Below are 17,804 nucleotides of genomic sequence, written 5' to 3' on the forward strand. Positions count from 1 at the left end.
AAACTTATATTTAACTCTGCTTGAATATATCGTGAGCTCCTGTTCTTAGTTTGCGATCGATTATTCAGCAAACCCTATATAGGCGAGAATGTTATGAATGGGTTTAATCCGACTATAGTCAATGAAAAGATTGCCAAAAGCATAAATGACAATATTCAAAGAGAATTTTCGAGGAGAGTATTGCAAGCAAATTCAGCAGAGATTAAATTTCATACAATAGTAATTGATACAGCTAATTTTTATATTGAACAATTATCTAAGGAGTTTGATGATGTACCAAAAATGTATACAATTCCCCAATCCGACTGGGCTAAATATTTAGAAGGTATAAATTTTAGGCTACAAAATGAACGAGGAGATGAAGTATCTTTAGTAAGATTTGTAGGTGCTGCTGGAACTGCTAAAATTACGGCTACAATTGCTGCTAAAGCAGGTAGTAAAGCTGTAGCTGCTCTTTCTGCGAAACTAGGAAGTATGATTGAGCCTACCCTTGCCATAGGTTTAATCGCTTGGGATTATTGGGATTATACGCAAGGAGTTAAAGAAGACAAGCCCCGTTTGCGTGAAGATTTAGTCAACTCTTTACATGACATTAAAAAATCTATTTTGAGCGAGCCAGAACATAGTGTAATGTGGGTGGTCAATGAATTAGAGGAACAAATTAAAAACAATGTTTGGCAGGCGAAATTTCCGGCTTAAAAGTTTAGAATTGATATGCTTTCTATCTAGATAGCAGTTTTACGCTGCGTCAGGCAAAATAAATCTCCAATTGGAGAAGAGGACTTGCCATGACGCACTGTTATCTGCACATTTAACTAGCGAGGCCCAGCTTCTATAGCAGAATTAGCTATTTGAACAAGCGTTTCCTCACGCCCATTCTTCATCGTTACTCGATACAAAACGCCTTTATACTGCCATTCAACTAAGGCCGTGCAGGAAGCACCGCAGCCATTGTAAAAAACTCCTTGTGTTCTGCCGGCTAATTGAATAGTTTTAAATTCACTCCTGAATCCTCTAGGGGGTGGTTGGGCTGGTTCTCCACCTCTTTCTGCTGAGATACTCCCGATATAGCAAGGCGTACTGCTGCAATTAGGTATGTGGCCCATGTCAACACTATAGCCATTTGTTTCTACTCGGTTTTTTAAGTAAATTTTTTCTGAGAATGGAAGCTGACTGGGGAGAAAAATTGGTACTCTCGTCTTACCTTCAATCTGCGATAGAATTTCACGAACTGGAAAAGAAATACTCGATCGAGAATTACCACCTTCAGAATTAGCAGACTGAGGGCGAAACCCTTGCACAAAATTCGTCCACCGCTGAATTTTATTACCAGTAATATCTAAAATTGGAATAGAACGAGTCCTCGATATTGGCCGCCCAGCCTCCCCCTGAGAATATTCGATCGCAGTACGCTCTGGTTTCCCTAAACCATAAGTATTAGCAATATCGCTAGCCAACTGACAGTTGATTCTGAATTGCCCCATATCAATTTTACCATTTCCGGCGCGGTAATACCAAGTTCTACCGCCAGCGTTGGGTATCTCCTGACAGTCCAAATATGTCACCTCAAACATCTTCGCAATATGCACGTCATAGAGGCGCAATTGACCCCCATAAGCAGATTTTGTGGTATTGGTTTCTGACACCGTAAGGGTATAAGTTCCTTCCGCGTGTTGTAACCTCATGGGAACTTGTGTTTGAGCGATCGCCCTCGGTATCCCCTGAATTTGGGTTACTGTTCCCCAACTCAAAGTAACAAACCCCAAACTTGTTAGTAATAATTGTTTTGTAACTTTCATTTGTCCCTTAAAAGCTAGAGGATATTTACAGCCTATCTTCAATATAAGTTAAAGCCACGTTAATTTGTTCCTCTGTAAGCTCAAACAATCCCCTGATAAACTTAGGCGGATATTGAGCCGTCACATAGTCCATGATGTCGTAGATGGTGATGCGGGTACCTGCGATCGACAGTCCTCTTTCTGTACGGATGATAGCTGTTTGTTCGTTGGATATGGTTGTCATGCTTATAGCCTCCTAGAAGTTATTTCTATATTACTAGCTGATTACGTGGAATTTTGAGATGAATTAACTCTATTATACTTGGCGACCGCTCTCTGAGGACGATCGCGGGAATTACGCGATCGCTCCTTCCACAAATAAACGTATTAACCAATTAGTGAATTTTACTGCGACATCTGTGTGAGGACGCAAAGCTTGACTTGTAATTGCCTTTCCCAAAGGATAACCAGGTTCATCATGCCAAGCAAGATATGTATGAATCACTGCTTTACTACGATGCACTTCTTTGAATGTGGTTACTTTACTATCCTGTGCCTGTTCAACACATTCTCGTGCAAATGTCAAAGATGCTGGTTCTGCAAGTTCAGCACAAAAGTCTTCTAACATTCCAGAATCTTGATTATTAGGCATCAGCCAAAACCCCAGTTTAGGTTCATCTGAAGAAGGCTCGACTACCGTTCCATCAGCATCAGGTTTGTTCGGTAACGTATAGTTGTAATGTTGTAACTTGCCTTTTATACTTTGCCATCTGCCTTCAAGAGAAGGCTTGTCAGCATCAAGCATAACTCCTATTACTTGAGGAGGATTAGGACGTATAATCAGCGCATTTAGTCGCTTCAAAACCCCGATATCTGAACCGCATTGATAGATACCGAAAGTCTTAGGAACATGATGAGCTTTGCATAAAGCCATCACCACATGGCAATCATTATCTCCTTCAACAAGTAAAACTCTATCTGTATCTTGCTTGCAAACACTATCCTTCTCAGACACCTCGCTGGTATTACTCATCGTACTTCAACATCCATGTCAATAGAATCACTCAGGGTCTCAGATGTATATTCTGTTGCTTTTATCGATTCATTTTTGGCATCCAATCTGAAGAAAGCACCAAGGGTAGGATAGTTATTCCAGGCTTGGTAGAAACCCTTGATACAATCGCGGCTGTGAGTTGTTGCAAAAATTTGAACATTAAGTCTCTCCGATATCTGAAAAACAATATCCCAAACTTTCGGTTGCACGCTCCAGTGCAATCCATTTTCAAATTCATCAATTAATAGAAGTCCGTTTCGAGCATTGACAAGTGCAACAATTATATGAAACAAACGAGTCATACCATCTCCCATGCTCTTGAGAGGTAATGGTTCGTCTATGCCTTTAATTTTTACTAAAGGAACACGGTTGTCACTTGTAGTACCTATACTAACGTCCTCTACAAAAGCGACTCCAGTAACTCGATCGTCAATTAAACGAAGCGCAGAAATAACCTCCGACTCTAAATCTGTCAAGCTCGTTAAATCCCAAAGAGCAGCTAATTTTCGATTAGGCATATTTGCTGTATAAACAATCTGCCACGTGTATTTTAACTCTGATTCCTGCCTTTCATAAAAAATTCTAGAGCTACGTCGAATGTCTCTGATATTTCTATCTAATCTGAAAATTCTTCTAGTTCTTTCGCCTTCTTCTGCTACGAGAAAAACTTCAACATTAGATATATCTTCGTCAAACTCCACATCCGAGATGCGAATTTTCCTGAGGGTGCCTTCGTCATCATTTTTATTCTGGTATGCGCCAGCGCCGATCCGGAGTTTTATGTTTGAAGAAACTTCTCCAAGAGAAATCCCATCTCCTCCTATGCTGGGCAATTTATGCCCAAAGAATAGATGCCGCACAGGATTACTGATAAAATTTTGGGAATGTGGCTGAGCTTCGCTAAACCAAGTCTCTTGCCTAGACTCTACAAGCTCAAGCATGACGGTAGCAGAAGCGTTGCTGGCATATAGTTCTACTGCTTCAAGAAATGTACTCTTTCCTGAATTATTCTTGCCAACAATCAGGTTGACACGACCCAGATTTTTAACTTCAAGGTGTTTAAATAGTCTAAAGTTGTGTATCTGAAATGACTCCAGCATACAAGATTCCTATAATTTTTTATAACTAGCTTATATCATATTTGCTTAAAAAGCCAGTTTTTGAAATAACTCGGCAATTGGAAGAGTAAAGCCGGGGACGATTTCTTCCCCATCGAGGGAGTTAACGGACTTGAGCAGGCGATCGGGCTCTTGGGACGATCGATAAACTAACACATACTGTTCTTTAGGATGAATCACCCAGACTAAACGCGCCCCATTCTCGAAATATTCTACGAGTTTGTCGTGAATTTCTGCCACTGTATTGCTAGGAGAAAGGATTTCTACGGCAAGATCCGGCGCACCTTCTAGGAAGCCATCGGGGAGATCATCTAGCCCTTGCAGGCGTTCTTTTGCCATGAAGGAAACATCGGGCGATCGCTTGTTTCCTGATTTCATCTTAAAAGCAGTGCTGGAATCGAAAATTGCGCCTAATTTTCGCGTTGATACGCAGTTAAACAAGGCTGCACTCAAAATAACGGCAACATAACCGTGTTTTGCACCCGAATTTCCCATGTCAATTAGTTCTCCATTCACAATTTCATAGCGGTGTCCATCTCGGTTGAGTGCCATGAATTCGGCATCAGTCCAGATTTTTTTATCTGCTGGTGTTTCAACTTGGTTTTCAGTTAGGTTTGACCTTTGGTTTTGAATTAGAGTAGCCATAGCTTTCTCCTAAACTTATATTTCTCGTTAAATAGAATCCATTTCAGCCTCTTAAAAATCGCCCTTAAAAACTAATGCGGCGGTAGACTTCAGACATCGGAAGTTCTATATTTAAACTGTGCAGGACGATCGCCCGATCGAGCCGATCGCAAACTTGCCATTGCCAGCGATCGCTACTTGGGCGATCGCCATTATAATATTGCTCAATATATGGTTCACCTTGACTAACGAGCAAATATTCACAAAAACTAGCAAGAGAACGATATTTTCTGAACTTTTCACCTCGATCGTAGCCTTCAGTAGAGGGGGAAAGAACCTCGACAATCAGTAAAGGATTGAGAATTTCATCCGTGCGATCGCCATTGAATTCTGGTTCGCCATTGATGACCATCAAATCAGCATAGGTTCCGCACCGATGTTCGGGAATCCAAACCCGCAAATCGCTGTTATACAAGCGAAAATCGGTGTCTCTCAACAAAAAACCCAAGTAAATTAACAAGTTACAGGCGATCGCGCTGTGGACTTCTGAACCTCCTGGCATAGCGATAATCTCTCCGTTACAATATTCGTGACGTTCTTCAGCAGTTTCCTCGATCGCCCGGTATTCATCTGGAGTAAAGCGAGTCTTTGTCGCATCTGGAAGATTTGGCGGGTTGGTTTGAGTTATAACCACGATCGCACCTCCTAAATAATTAGACCTTAAATAATTATGGCTGACAGCTAGATAATTGTCTCAAGCCAGAGGCGATCGCTTTTTGGGCAAATAAATAATATGGGCGATCGCACAATCTCCTGACATCGCCTTCTCAAAGTTGAGATCCTTCGTGGCTCCGCTGCACCGCAGTATTTAACTGCTGGCGCTGTGCAATTTTGATTAACATCCTCAATGCGTCATTCACTGCTGCATCATTAGGAAAAGCTTGGGCAATATCGGGGTCTAAAAGCACCAAGTTTGTCCCTGCACGATATTGCTCAACATACTTGCCTTTAACACCTCCTTTCATCTGAGCAAAGTCATACTCAGCAAGTAATTCGTCTTCCATTTCGTTCTCAATATCCTTCTTCATAAAACCTCTGCTCCTGGCGGGTAGCTTTTCTGGCACTGATGATTCTTACTTTTTCTCCTCGATCGGTGTATGCAACAATTAAAAGTTGTCCCTACCTGGATATACCAATGATAACGTACCTGCTTTCTCCGATGGAATGCTGAGGATCGGGAAAAGTTACAGATAGCGGGTCATTAAATATGCTTGTGGCTTCTTGAAAGGAAACACCATGCTTCTCAACATTTAGTGTCGCTTTGTCTGGATTCCATTCAAATTCCATAAAAAACTCTCCCTGCCTTTTTCCGCTTCGGCTTCACAACCGCTAAATTCTCGCTTTCCTTTTATTTTTAACACTCAATTGCTTAGTAAGCGATGTATAATAATGCAAAGCAAAAAGCAGATTAATTCCAAAAAACACCAAAGTTAAAAGAAATGTAAAAAAAGACGTAAACGACAGCCGGGAAGTCATCGTAAACATCGCCAAAATGATTGAGCAAAGCCCAAAACCGGAAGCAAAAGAACTTAAAAGCAACAACCGCACCTTAGACATAGTTTAATTTAAAGATTATCCGTAAAATGCACTCTTGGCAGCTACAGAGGAGTGCCAAATGATACTTATTACTATATAGCGGAATTGCTCAGTTCCGCCAAGGGCAAAACGACTCTTTTCCTAAAAATGTTTGAATTATACAGAAAAATACAGCCCGCGCTCTTGTAAACTCCTGTTGCTCGACTTAATATCAATCACAGGAATTCCCCAGCCTCCGCGATTATTCCACCTTTCGCCGTACAGTCACCGCAGCCGCAATCCCGCTGACAGCAAAGTATTCGCTTCCAAAACCGCGCTTTCCCTGGGATTCCAAACATTGCCAAAATCCACAAACGCCGTCACCTGCAAAACTCCTTGGTTGTCGCGGGTGCGCTCGCATCGGATACCGCAACTCGGCTGAATCAAAAATCTCGCTATCGGCAAGCATTGTATCCTGACGGTATCCCCGCAATCTGTCTGAGCCCCCTATACCCAATGGTTCGATCGGCAAAAGCTCTGCCCCAGCCAATTCCACATCCGATCGCACCACCAGCAGCCTCTCAGGAACCAACAACCGCACGTACTGCTGTTGACAAGCGAATTTCAAAGGTGGTATCCGCCACGTGATTTATCCGTGGAATCAATCCCAAATCTCAAATCTAAAATCCTCAAGCCCCCAAATTTAAAGGGCTTTGGTGGCGCGGGTTATGGGAGGGGAGCCGGATTTTGCAGCCGCGGGTTGGGAATCGGAAATTCGTGTCTTTTTTCTCCTCGATTCGGCAATTGAGGGAGAGTTTCTGCGGGCTCACTTTGGGTCAATTGATCGAGTTCCGGGATGCTATTTTCTTGCTCTTTACTGCCTCTATCTAATTCTGAACCGGAGTATAAATCACGAAGCCGATCGCGATCGTCTGCTGTTTCTTGATTTAGTTTAAATTGAGATGGTAAATTATCATACGAAATTTGCGCTTGCACCCCTGAGTCGGTAGCAACCATCGACTCGCCAACACTTAGAGCTGATAGCAGTGCGGGGCAAATAGCTGCAATTGAAAAACCAAGTGCTAATGCCTTGAAAAACTTGATTTTACAAAAGCTTCTAGAAAATTGCACGGGCATGACAGATTAGCCATATTTGATAGTTATTTACACTTACGATCGGGCGCGGCCGGCGCAATTGCAAGGAATAAAATTACTCTATCACTTTTGACAGAGTTAATTCCTTAAGTCAATATAAAGATAGTTGACAGCACTCTTATTTTGTGTACTAAATAATTACTGAAAAAACTCTGACCTCCCAAGCTAGCCATCTTGCAAGGAATAAAATTACTCTCTCACTTTTTAAACACTTAATTCCTTAAGTCAATATAAAGATAGTTGACAAAACATATGTTTTGTGTATTCAACAATTGCTGAAAAAAACTCCGACCTCCCAAGCTAGCCCTGTAGGTCGGCGGAGCATTCTATCAAACCTGCGATCTGAGAAATAGGTAAATTTTGATACAGATTACTACATTTTATTGAGCTGCGATCGCAATTCTTCCAACTCAGCGTCAATCACCGGGCTCGACTCCGAGCTACTAGCTGCTGCCGTTTTACCCGCTGCCGGCAATTGACCTTGAGACACAGAACCCCCGGTCAGTTGAGCTTTCATCTGAGCCAACTCGTCGTCAACATCGCCGCCGCTTTCGAGCAAGCGGAACTGTTCCTCTAAATTGCTGCCGCCGGCGGCCAATTCTGCCGAAGCCCCCGCGCGAGCTTCAATCTGCAAAACTTTTTCTTCCATGCGATCAAAAGCCGCCATTGAACTGCCAGTATTCAAGGTGCCAATGGTATTGTTGAGCTGTTCCTGAGCTTTAGCAGCGGATATCCTCGCTTTGAGCATATCCTTCTTAGTCTTAGCTTCGGAAATTTTGCTCTCCAAACCGATCAAGTTGCGCTTGAGACTTTCCACCTGAGCCGATTGCTGATCCAGACTGGCTTTCAGCGTAGCAGCCGTTTCAGCGTGAGACTTTTTGCGAATTAGCGCTTCCCGGGCCAAAGTCTCGTCTCCTTTTTGCAGGGCTAGCTGAGCGCGCTGCTGCCACTGGTTAGACTGAGATTCAGCTTGATTGTACTGAGTCTGGGTGCGCTTTTGAGTGGCGATCGCGCTGGCAACGGCTTGACGCAACTGCACCAAGTCTTCCTGCATATCCGTGACAGACTGTTCTAAAATCTTTTCCGGGTCTTCAGCTTTGTTTACCAGATCGTTAAGATTGGCTTTGACGACTCGGCTAATGCGGTCAAATAATCCCATAATGCTATTTTTCCTGGGTGAGGTGTACGAAGTAGGCGGAAAGCAGGCTTGATAGCCCTAGCCCGCAGTTGTGAAATTCACTCTTGTCAGATTTTTAGTGCGATTTAGTTTTTGGCAATTTTTGCAGACAGATAAATCCAGTTTAAAGCGATCGAGTAATGTGATGCAGGCAAGCTTATTCATGCACATATCTATTGAGTTTAACTTCGATCCGGGAATTCCCCAACAGGCTTCGAGCCATCTCTAGCTAGGCTGTTGAGAAGTTTTTGCTTGTCCCGACTCTTGTTCTGTTGCCTGGGGTTCAGGATGCGGGCGGCTCGCTCGACGGCAATTTGGGTGTATTGTTGCCCGGAAGCATTTGTGCTTTCATCGCCGCCAACTCGGTATCCACATCGTCGGCACCTTCGAGAGAGAGAAACTTCTTTTCTAAATCATTAGTTCCGAGTTCTGCGATTGCTTCGGAGCGAGCTTCTAGCTGCATGACTTTCTCTTCCATCCGTTCAAACGCGCTCAAAGCGCTGCCGGTACTGAGATTGCCCATCATTTCTTGCAGCCTTTCCGACGATGCGGCCGATCGAGCTCGGGCAATGTACATATCTTTTTTAGATTTTGCCTCGGAAATTTTACTTTCGAGCGTCCGCATATTTTCTTTAAGTTTAGTGACAACAGCCGATTGCTGATCCAGACTGGCTTTCATCGCCGTTGCCGTTTCTTGATAAGATTTCTTGCGTGTCAGAGCTTCCCGCGCCAAATTTTCCTCGCCTTTTTGCAAAGCTAGCTGCGCCCGCTGATGCCATTCTGCTGCTGTAGACTCAGCTTGGGAGCACTGGCGTTCAGTGCGTTTTTGAGCTGCAATCGCTCCTGCCACAGCTTGTCTGAGCTGCACTAAATCTTCCTGCATATCCATTACAGCCTGTTCCAGAATTTTTTCTGGGTCTTCGGCCGCCCCGACTAAACTGTTAATATTGGCTCGAATCACTCGCCATAGGCGATCGAATAATCCCATTTTGCCCGTCTCCCGATTTTATTAAATTTTAGATTTAGGACTGGGAATTGACAATTACAAAACCAATTTTGTGTTAGACAAAACATTCATCATTGTCTAGCTTTGTCTAACAATTTAGTTAAAGTTTTTCACCCTTTACCTAATTTATGGTTGATAGTATTGTGGCTTCACCCCTTTTTCTTGGAGTTCTTTCACCAAACGTTCTGCTGAGGCAGGATCGTTCAAAGCCCCCATTTGGATCTTGACACCCTTTGAGAAGTTTCGCACGTAGGCATCGGGAACAGCGGTTCTGGCTTGCTGCAGCGATTTTTCGTCGGTGTAATCGGTGACAACGTAATAGAAACCGTCGGCGGCCCGTGCAGGCCTTCCCAGCGGGGATGCGGCTGCTGGGGATGCGGCTGCTGGGGATGCTGTCGCCGGGGATGTGGCGGCTGGCTGGGCTGGGGAGGGTGTTGGAGGCAGTGTCGGCAGTGTCGGCACTGGCTGGGCGGCGCTGGGGCTGGGAGTGGGAAGCAAAGCTCTACTCAGATTGTTGAGTCCTTGTTCCCTGCCTCTGGCCGGGTTGCCGTCTTCTGTAGGAATCGGCACAGCCCCGCTGGGGCCCGGAGGCGCTGGCGGAGTTGGCGGGATTGATGCTTTTGGTGACGGGGAAGGAATCGGGCTGGCTGTCGGCTGGACATTGCTGAGAGTGCTCAAATCTAGCTCGACAAATTCCTTGGATACCAGATTTGGAGCTTTCGGCAGTTCCTTGGTGCTGGTATCTGAGGTGGAATTAGAGGCGGGACTGTCGATGGGAGAGGGTGAGGTGCGGAGCAAACGGTTCAGGCCAGCCATCTTAACTAGATTTGACGGGTACATGACGGCGTAGCCCAAAGCTGTGCATGACAGCAAAAACAGCAGCATCGAACTCAGTCCCAAGGGAGTTAACAAACTGGCAGCTAAACTGCGTTCTACCGTAGGCTCAGCTTTTGACTCGTCCAAACTTTCGATGAGTTTTTCGCTGGATTCGAGATAATTGTTGGGTGCGAAGGCACTGCTAGATAATTTTGTGCCACCCCTGGTAGTTGCTAGCGGGGCATCGCCCTGAGTGCCGGCAAGGGATAGGGGCAGCGATAGCGGCTGCTGGGTTTCCTCCGCAGTCTCTGGCGCCAAATTTTGGGATAGCTGTTGCTCGGTTGTGGCTGTTTGCTTGCCGGTACGAACTGAGGGCGACACCCACTGTTCGGCGCGCCTCCTGTGCCTTCTGTATGTTGTCAGTTCTGCTTCTAGATTTACATCTAGACTCCCCAGGACTGCTTGCAAAGCAGGCTTGATTGGGGTTGAAGAGGATTGATGATTTGGGGATTCAACCGAAGAACGCTTACTCATTAGCAAAACTCCTACCGCCTCTGAATTAATTTTAATGTTTTGATTGTAGATATAAACAAGAAGCTTGAAAACTTGCCTATTTTATGATTAGCTACTTTTGGCGTCAATGCAACAGGGGCCCGATCGCCTGCTGTCGATCGTCGGCAGCTATTTTTCATTTTCATTTGAAAACTTAATTGTTGCTGTTTCCCGGACGCTGCTTACCGACACTCTCAGCTACTTTTTGTATCCTGAGCTACCGCTTATTTGTGACCTTTCATACTCCTTGGGTATTTGTACTTTTTCTTGATCCCTAACGCCTTTATAAACTTTTAACCTATGTTTTTACCTATACAATGAGCAACTACCGAGCTAATTGTTTCTATATATAACGAGATTATAAATAAATTATAAAATTTAATTATACTTCGGGGATCGCTACAAACCAGACAGCATAAAGGTTGGGATGCTCTAAAACCTGCTAGCTCTACAAAGGAGAATTAGAGATGAAAATGATTTCCCTAAGAACTTTTATGCAAACCTCATTAACTTCACCTTTAACTTCAGCTTGTGGTCACTGCCGTCACTATACCCCTGAGGGCAGACGCGGGGGTGTTTGCGCTCTACTAAGCGGCCCGGTTCAAAGTCACTGGAAAGCTTGTGCTTTAGCGGTTTCGCCTTTTAGGTCATCTTGGGAAAACATAGAAGAAATTGGAATGTGGCAAGAATCGACTCTGACGCTGCAGGATGCCACCGTCACTCTTTCCGAGCGCCATGCCTGCCAGCTTACAGGCACAACGTTAACCGAAAAATCCCCTGCCGCAGTCTCGGTTTAGTTAGTCGGCAGCAGGATAGGTCATACCATTTTCGATTTTCGATTGGGAAATCACTGATCATTATCATGGTTTGGATCTGACAAAGCAGTTTCATTCTTTTTGGGAACTGGTATCAATAGTCACAATTTGGGACGATCGGGTGCATTTGGCTTTACTAACTCATAAAAATCAGCAACATCTACTTTAATATGAGCGCATAAAAAAAACTGATTTCTCCATCCCGCTATGGCAGCCAAGGATATTGACTAAAATCAGGTTGCCGTTTTTCCAAAAAGGCTTGTTTGCCTTCGGCGCCTTCCTGGGTCATATAGTACAGCAAAGTGGCATTTCCTGCCAGTTCTTGCAAACCAGCTTGACCGTCGCAGTCGGCATTAAAAGCAGATTTCAAACAGCGAATCGCGATCGGACTTTTTTCGAGAATTTCTGCAGCCCACTGAATCCCTTCTAGTTCTAGTTGTTCGACGGGCACGACGCAGTTGACTAAACCCATTTCTAGGGCTTGCTGTGCGCTGTACTGGCGACACAAAAACCAAATTTCTCTGGCTTTTTTCTGGCCGACGACTCTGGCAAGATAGCTAGCTCCGAAACCACCGTCGAAACTGCCGACTTTGGGGCCGGTCTGTCCGAAAATAGCATTGTCAGCAGCGATCGTCAAGTCGCAAATTAAGTGCAGAACGTGACCCCCTCCAATTGCGTAGCCTGCAACTAAAGCAATTACTACTTTAGGCATAGATCGAATCAACTTCTGCAAGTCGAGCACGTTCAACCGGGGTATGCCACCTTCGTCTACATATCCCGCCGCACCCCGCACGCTTTGGTCGCCGCCGGCGCAAAAGGCGTATTTGCCGTCTGTATGAGGCCCCGCACCTGTGAAAAGGACAACGCCGATTTTTGTGTCTTCGCGGGCATCAGTAAAGGCATCGCACAGTTCCTGCACGGTTTTGGGACGGAAAGCGTTCCGTTTGTGAGGTCGATTGATGGTAATTTTGGCGGTGCCACCACTTTTGTGATAGAGAATGTCTTCGTAGATTTTGGCGGTTTGCCATTCAATTTGCATAATCAATCAATTTGAGATTTGAGATTGAGCTGAGTCAATCAAGGCAGCGACAAGTCGCTTTTAGATTTTAGAGGCATTCGGTTCAATGGGATACAAGGGTCGATCGACTCTTGCCCAAAAAATAAAGCGGGACTTAGACAGAAACCAGGTTTTTCACCAACATACTCCGTGCAGCGCTCTTGGTAGGGGTTAAACAACCCGGTTTTTGAGGGTAAGAGCGCCCAATTCCCATCTCAAATGGACACAGCGTCAAATCCTCGAACTCTTCTCAGGACTTTTACTGCTCCAAAATTTATATGGGCTGGATTATTTGCGGAGTAAAATACTCAGCAAGTGCTTTGCTGCTTTACCAAATACCGGATCGCGGGACTCGAATTCGCTGGGATCGAGTAAAGCTTGAACTTCGGCAAAAGCTTGTGAGTCGAGGGTTCCTTCTTTAGTAAATAAAGTGTCTATGACTGCAATGTGTCTGGAGTCGAGGCCGAGCCGATTTGCGATCGACTGTAAGTACATTTGCTCCCGCATATCTATGTGTCCGTCGGCGGCTGACATTTCGTACCCCGAACCGATAAGCAACAGTTTTTCAGATTCTGAGAACAAAGCTGTCAGGGTTAGCAATTCCGTGGGGTTGAAGTAAACCTGCTGTTTGGAGACTCCTTTGACAAGGCGCTGAATTAGTTCTACCCGATCGCGGTCGCCGCTAGCAAAGGCTTTGAGAGTCTTTTGCAGCCGTTCTTCTTCTTCAACTGCGATCGTCCTGTCAATAATCATCACTCCGCGCAGGATGGAAATCAGAGCAGTCAGAAACACTACCAAAGGAGTGATATCTTGTTCGCGCAGCTTTTGCCGACTAATGCGGCACAACAGCTCAACAATTTCAGTGGTAATCGTAGTGGTGTCCATAATTAAAGACTCTCGATTAAGCTGTAATGTAACTTTCTTTATCGATCTTAAGTTTTTCTGTTACTTAGGTATGACGTGAATTGTAAAGCTGAGCCGTTGTCTATTAGTGATACTACTTATTTTATTCACAAACGCTGGATGACTAGGGCTGTGGAATTGGCACAAGCAGCCGGTGATGCTGGTGAAGTACCCGTTGGTGCTGTGATTGTTGACGGTACTGGCAAATTAATTGCCGAAGCGCAAAATCGGCGAGAGCGAGATTGCGATCCGACTGCTCACGCTGAAATCTTGGCTTTGCGGGCTGCTGGCCAAGTTTTGCAAGACTGGCATCTTAACCAATGCACGCTCTACGTAACGCTGGAACCTTGCCCGATGTGCGCTGGTGCGATCGTCCAAGCTCGGATTGGTCTGCTGGTATACGGAGCAGATGACCCGAAAACTGGCACGATTCGGACTGCGGCTAATATTCCAGATAGCGCGCATTCGTGTCACCGCTTAGAGGTGCTCGGCGGTATTATGGAGTCTGTTTGCCGCGATCAGTTGCTTTCTTGGTTTGAAGCGCGCCGGAAAAATTAACAGGTAAAATTTTTTACTCTCTTCTGGGCGAGGTTTAATCGAAATTGACCCTTTAGCTGAAATAATAGATCCGTAATTGCCCGATCAAGCTTTCCAGGCGGCCGACTGCTCTGTATTAGTGCTGTCCGGTTGGTTGAGGTTTTACCTGTTAGAGATTATCTCTTGCGGGCGCGATCGCCCGCTCGGTACAAGGCCAATAGCAAAAGTGTCCCGACCCAAAAACTAAAGATTTGTCCAATCACTTATTTTAGACTTTGGATCTCCAGAAAGCAGCTTAATTGCTATGCCCCACACCGCCACGATCGCCGTTGAGTCCAGTAAATCATCTCTAGTGAAGCCAATGCCTGCCAAGGTAGCATCTAATACCTCTCGCGTTTCTCCTTGGTTAACCTCCTTGCTCTATCCGCTAGGTCACTATGTTGTCCTACCGTTTCATTTTGGCAAGATTGAGATCACCGGACAGGAGCACTTGCCGAAAGACGGGCCTGTCATCTTAGCCCCTACGCACAGATCCCGGTGGGATGCCCTGATGATGCCTTATTCAACTGGACAGAAGGTGACTGGACGCGATTTGCGGTTTATGGTAACTGCTGATGAAGTCAAAGGAGTGCAAGGTTGGTTCATCAGAAATTTGGGCGGGTTTCCTGTGGATCTCAAGCATCCGGCAATTGGCAGTCTCCGTTATGGGGTGGAACTACTCCTGGACAAGGAAATGTTGGTGATTTTTCCCGAAGGCGGCATTTTTCAGGATGGCGAAGTTCATCCGATTAAGCCGGGATTGGCTCGCTTGGCAATGCAAGCAGAGTTGAGCAAACCGGGTTTGGGGGTAAAAATTGTACCGATGAGTATCCGCTATCGCCCGCGCATTCCTCGATGGGGTTGTCAGGTAAAAATTGCGATCGGTTCTCCGATTTCCGTGGCGGATTATGCCAATGGTGGCGGTGGTAAAAAAGAAGCACGATTGTTGAGTGCCCAGCTCGAAATGGATCTTAAAAAGCTTGATGAAAGTTAGGAAGAAGGAAGAAGGAAGAGGGAAGAAGGAAGAAGGAAGAGGGAAGAAGGAAGAAGGAAGAGGGAAGAGGGAAGAAGGAATTATGATATAATGTTTTAGGGTGCTGTGGAGAGATGCAGCACTTATTTGGCTGCTTTATTCTGTCTGTATTAAGTGTGAGCATTAATGGATTGTGCTTTGAACTTTAAGCCTGGTCAAATTGTCAGTTTAGAATGTGGAGATGCGTGCCTGCATTCTGAGGTTATCCAAGTGGTTGAGGCACGTCAAGTTTGTTGGGTGCGCCCTTTGATGTTAGTTGTATCGGCGTCGGGGAAGGATTTATCGGCAGAATACACTTTATCCGATTTGCGAGATGGTGCTGATTTGCTTTGGCCGCTTAGCTTGTTTCGGGCGGCTTTGGATACTGAGGTAATTTCACTGTTGACCGAGTTGCACTCTCTGGATGCTGAAAAAAAGGATGGTGCGATCGCATCTCGGCAACTTAGAGATTTTGTCGATCGAGTTTGGGAAGCTTTTCCCAGTGCTTTTCATTAATCACATATCTGGCGTTTTGTCTATTAGTCCGCCAGGGGTTGAAAACCCCTGTCTAATAGCTAAATCCCTCGCTATGAGGACTGATATCTTATCTATTCTTCACAGTCCGGGCAGGCGGACTTTGTTTGTCGAGAAGCGATTTCAATCGCCGAATTCTATTTTCGCTTTTCGCGGACTATTATACTAGAATACAGCGTGTGAAAGCTCTGCGGGGTTGAGATTGTTGTGAATAACTTTACCGTCGCGGAACCAGACAACGCGGCGAGTTTGACGTGCCACTTCCGGTTCGTGGGTTACCATAACCACAGTCATGCCGTTTTCGTTGAATTCGGTAAAAATATCCATTACTTCTTGAGTAGTTTTTGTATCCAATGCACCTGTAGGTTCGTCAGCCAGTAACAACACGGGACGGTTGACAATAGCCCTGGCGATGGCTACCCGCTGCTGCTGTCCTCCTGATAGTTGATTCGGTCTGTTTTGCAGCCGACTTTCCAGGCCTACTTTCGTTAAAGCATCTACTCCCCGTTCGCGTCTTTCCGCTGCGGGAATACCGGCATAAACCATCGGTAACATGACATTTTCTAATGCTGTCAATTGAGCCAAGAGGTGAAATTGTTGGAAGACAAAACCTAATTTTAAATTGCGAATTCCGGCTAATTCTCCTTCCGGCATTTGGGCGACATCTACGCCGTCTAAGTAGTAACTGCCGCTCGTAGGTCGATCGAGACAGCCGATAATATTCATAGCTGTAGATTTGCCGGAACCCGATGCGCCCATAATCGAGCAATATTCTCCTTGTCTTACGGTCAAGCTGACGCCGTTTAAGGCGCGAACTTCCAGGTCGCCAATCCCGTAAACTTTTGTTACCTCTTCCAGACCGACAACAACGGGCTTTGAGAGGACTTGCGGGTCGAGGTCTTGGTATGTATCGGTTTGTAGTTCAGGCATTTTTTTTCTGTGCGATCGACACAACTAACTACTAAGCTAACACTTCTTATCGGTTTTGGCGGCTGGAAGGGCGATCGTTTGGACGCTAATTGACGAGATATAAAAAAACTCAATCTTTAAGGACGTGTTTGTGAGTTCTTTGATGAGAGTCATCTGATGTTCTAGCACTAGATAGTTATCTAATTTGCTTTTTCCAGCGCGGGTCAAGCCTTGATTATTGTGGGCATAAATTAGGCAGAGGATATGCTTTTTTGCTTCCTCCGAGAGTTGAAAGTCGATAAAGCTGTGGGGAGTGTGGCAGTCGCTAAAAATTAACTATTTCTGCATAAGTTTTGGGGATATTAGTAGCTACAGTCATATTTTCTTTCTGCTTTTTGTGTTTCGATCACAGCTTCTCTAATTCGGTCAACTTTTCGTGGGCAAACTGGCGGACTTCTTGATCTGGATCGTTGACCAATCGATCGCGAAGTATTTCTAAAGTTTGTGGGAGATCGGGGTATTGCTTGAGCATGATTTCAAGTGCTGTTTGTCTGGGATTTTTGGGGAATTTAAACTTGCTTTCAAAAGGATGATTTATAGCAATATCGCCCAACAATTCAAATATCCCTGGTTCATCTTTCCAACCGCGTGCTAATTCTTGGACTGCTACACATCGCACATTCAAATTATCATCAAATTGAGCAATCTGTTTGAGAAAATGTAAGGTTTCCGGGTCATCTTTCCACCCCCGCGCTAATTTTTGGACTGTTGCACGTCGCACATACAAATTATTATTAAATTGAGCAATTTGTTTGAAAATAAGTAATGTTCCTGGGTCATCTTTCCACCCCCGTGCTAATTCTTCGACTGCTGCACGTCGCAAAGCATAACTATCATCAGATTGAGCCAGTTGTTTGAGGATAGGTAAGGTTTCTGGGTCATCTTTCCACCCCCGTGCTAATTCTTCGACTGCCACCTGTCGCAAAGCATAACTATCATCAGATTGAGCTAGTCGTTTGAGGATAGGTAAGGTTTCTGGGTCATCTTTCCACCCCCGTGCTAATTCTTGAACTGCCACTTGTCGTACATACGAATTCTCATTAGATTGAGCCATTTGTTTGAGAATAGGTAAGGTTTTCGGGT

Annotated in this window: 22 protein-coding genes and 1 pseudogene; 6 read left to right on the forward strand and 17 right to left on the reverse strand. The window is 45.0% G+C overall.

Going from position 1 to position 17,804, the window contains the following annotated elements; genetic code table 11:
• The first annotated feature begins 93 nt into the window (after positions 1 to 93).
• Complete coding sequence (locus QUA34_RS11530) at positions 94 to 699, forward strand: hypothetical protein (protein ID WP_333386678.1); 606 nt, start codon at positions 94 to 96, stop codon at positions 697 to 699.
• A gap of 116 nt (positions 700 to 815) precedes the next feature.
• Here the strand turns inward: QUA34_RS11530 and QUA34_RS11535 are convergent, their stop codons facing one another.
• From QUA34_RS11535 to QUA34_RS11585, 11 genes and pseudogenes are all read right to left on the reverse strand, one after another.
• Complete coding sequence (locus QUA34_RS11535) at positions 816 to 1,799, reverse strand: hypothetical protein (protein ID WP_333331488.1); 984 nt, start codon at positions 1,797 to 1,799, stop codon at positions 816 to 818.
• Between the two features lie 25 nt (positions 1,800 to 1,824).
• A complete protein-coding gene (locus tag QUA34_RS11540) occupies positions 1,825 to 2,022 on the reverse strand; it encodes a DUF433 domain-containing protein (protein ID WP_333331485.1) in 198 nt (65 codons plus the stop codon).
• 111 nt (positions 2,023 to 2,133) lie between these two features.
• Positions 2,134 to 2,811, reverse strand: coding sequence for a DUF3226 domain-containing protein (locus QUA34_RS11545; protein WP_333386681.1), 678 nt, complete (start codon positions 2,809 to 2,811; stop codon positions 2,134 to 2,136).
• Positions 2,808 to 3,932, reverse strand: coding sequence for an AAA family ATPase (locus tag QUA34_RS11550; RefSeq protein ID WP_333386684.1), 1,125 nt, complete (start codon positions 3,930 to 3,932; stop codon positions 2,808 to 2,810). The genes QUA34_RS11545 and QUA34_RS11550 overlap by 4 nt, the downstream gene beginning before the upstream one ends.
• Before the next feature lie 45 nt (positions 3,933 to 3,977).
• Positions 3,978 to 4,595: a Uma2 family endonuclease gene (locus tag QUA34_RS11555; protein ID WP_333315412.1), complete on the reverse strand. Its 618-nt coding sequence runs from the start codon at positions 4,593 to 4,595 to the stop codon at positions 3,978 to 3,980.
• A gap of 64 nt (positions 4,596 to 4,659) precedes the next feature.
• Positions 4,660 to 5,268, reverse strand: coding sequence for a Uma2 family endonuclease (locus QUA34_RS11560; RefSeq protein WP_333331478.1), 609 nt, complete (start codon positions 5,266 to 5,268; stop codon positions 4,660 to 4,662).
• A 133-nt stretch (positions 5,269 to 5,401) separates the two neighbouring features.
• On the reverse strand, positions 5,402 to 5,662 hold the full coding sequence (locus QUA34_RS11565) for a hypothetical protein (RefSeq protein WP_333251271.1): 261 nt from the start codon (positions 5,660 to 5,662) through the stop codon (positions 5,402 to 5,404).
• Positions 5,646 to 5,921: pseudogene (locus QUA34_RS11570) on the reverse strand (BrnT family toxin). The gene QUA34_RS11565 and the pseudogene QUA34_RS11570 overlap by 17 nt, the downstream one beginning before the upstream one ends.
• Before the next feature lie 490 nt (positions 5,922 to 6,411).
• The gene (locus QUA34_RS11575) at positions 6,412 to 6,777 is read right to left on the reverse strand and encodes a hypothetical protein (protein ID WP_333331475.1); all 366 of its coding nucleotides are present in this window, start codon (positions 6,775 to 6,777) and stop codon (positions 6,412 to 6,414) included.
• A gap of 98 nt (positions 6,778 to 6,875) precedes the next feature.
• Positions 6,876 to 7,166, reverse strand: coding sequence for a hypothetical protein (locus tag QUA34_RS11580; RefSeq protein WP_333331472.1), 291 nt, complete (start codon positions 7,164 to 7,166; stop codon positions 6,876 to 6,878).
• Positions 7,167 to 7,677: 511 nt separating this feature from the next.
• On the reverse strand, positions 7,678 to 8,463 hold the full coding sequence (locus tag QUA34_RS11585) for a PspA/IM30 family protein (RefSeq protein WP_333085035.1): 786 nt from the start codon (positions 8,461 to 8,463) through the stop codon (positions 7,678 to 7,680).
• A gap of 70 nt (positions 8,464 to 8,533) precedes the next feature.
• Between QUA34_RS11585 and QUA34_RS11590 the strand changes: the two genes are divergently transcribed.
• Entirely contained in the window at positions 8,534 to 8,710 is a 177-nt protein-coding gene (locus tag QUA34_RS11590) for a hypothetical protein (protein WP_333167716.1), read from the forward strand.
• A gap of 54 nt (positions 8,711 to 8,764) precedes the next feature.
• On the opposite strand, the gene QUA34_RS11595 is transcribed toward QUA34_RS11590, so the two are convergent.
• Together QUA34_RS11595 and QUA34_RS11600 are read right to left on the reverse strand one after the other, a co-directional pair.
• Positions 8,765 to 9,469 carry a PspA/IM30 family protein gene (locus QUA34_RS11595; RefSeq protein WP_333085036.1) on the reverse strand — a complete coding sequence of 235 codons (705 nt, stop codon included), beginning with the start codon at positions 9,467 to 9,469 and terminating at the stop codon, positions 8,765 to 8,767.
• A 144-nt stretch (positions 9,470 to 9,613) separates the two neighbouring features.
• A complete protein-coding gene (locus tag QUA34_RS11600; protein ID WP_333386689.1) occupies positions 9,614 to 10,837 on the reverse strand; it encodes an SPOR domain-containing protein in 1,224 nt (407 codons plus the stop codon).
• Positions 10,838 to 11,349: 512 nt separating this feature from the next.
• Here QUA34_RS11600 and QUA34_RS11605 point away from each other — a divergent pair.
• On the forward strand, positions 11,350 to 11,652 hold the full coding sequence (locus QUA34_RS11605; RefSeq protein ID WP_333386692.1) for a hypothetical protein: 303 nt from the start codon (positions 11,350 to 11,352) through the stop codon (positions 11,650 to 11,652).
• A 223-nt stretch (positions 11,653 to 11,875) separates the two neighbouring features.
• On the opposite strand, the gene menB is transcribed toward QUA34_RS11605, so the two are convergent.
• Together menB and QUA34_RS11615 are read right to left on the reverse strand one after the other, a co-directional pair.
• Positions 11,876 to 12,709 carry a 1,4-dihydroxy-2-naphthoyl-CoA synthase gene (gene menB / locus QUA34_RS11610; RefSeq protein ID WP_333252259.1) on the reverse strand — a complete coding sequence of 278 codons (834 nt, stop codon included), beginning with the start codon at positions 12,707 to 12,709 and terminating at the stop codon, positions 11,876 to 11,878.
• A 306-nt stretch (positions 12,710 to 13,015) separates the two neighbouring features.
• Positions 13,016 to 13,612, reverse strand: coding sequence for a TerB family tellurite resistance protein (locus tag QUA34_RS11615; RefSeq protein ID WP_333085039.1), 597 nt, complete (start codon positions 13,610 to 13,612; stop codon positions 13,016 to 13,018).
• A 75-nt stretch (positions 13,613 to 13,687) separates the two neighbouring features.
• On the opposite strand from QUA34_RS11615, the gene tadA reads away from it, so the two are divergent.
• From tadA to QUA34_RS11630, 3 genes are all read left to right on the forward strand, one after another.
• The gene (gene tadA, locus QUA34_RS11620; protein WP_333331455.1) at positions 13,688 to 14,188 is read left to right on the forward strand and encodes a tRNA adenosine(34) deaminase TadA; all 501 of its coding nucleotides are present in this window, start codon (positions 13,688 to 13,690) and stop codon (positions 14,186 to 14,188) included.
• 283 nt (positions 14,189 to 14,471) lie between these two features.
• Entirely contained in the window at positions 14,472 to 15,200 is a 729-nt protein-coding gene (locus tag QUA34_RS11625; RefSeq protein WP_333386695.1) for a lysophospholipid acyltransferase family protein, read from the forward strand.
• A gap of 177 nt (positions 15,201 to 15,377) precedes the next feature.
• Positions 15,378 to 15,734 carry a hypothetical protein gene (locus tag QUA34_RS11630; protein WP_333386698.1) on the forward strand — a complete coding sequence of 119 codons (357 nt, stop codon included), beginning with the start codon at positions 15,378 to 15,380 and terminating at the stop codon, positions 15,732 to 15,734.
• Positions 15,735 to 15,917: 183 nt separating this feature from the next.
• Here the strand turns inward: QUA34_RS11630 and QUA34_RS11635 are convergent, their stop codons facing one another.
• Positions 15,918 to 16,682 (reverse strand): ABC transporter ATP-binding protein, encoded by a 765-nt coding sequence (locus QUA34_RS11635; protein WP_333229255.1) that lies wholly within the window; start codon positions 16,680 to 16,682, stop codon positions 15,918 to 15,920.
• Between the two features lie 385 nt (positions 16,683 to 17,067).
• A partial coding sequence (locus QUA34_RS11640; RefSeq protein WP_333386701.1) for a HEAT repeat domain-containing protein occupies positions 17,068 to 17,804 on the reverse strand: 737 nt, incomplete at its 5' end.

The organism is Microcoleus sp. POL10_C6, assembly GCF_036701585.1.
Classification (GTDB): Bacteria; Cyanobacteriota; Cyanobacteriia; order Cyanobacteriales; family Microcoleaceae; genus Microcoleus.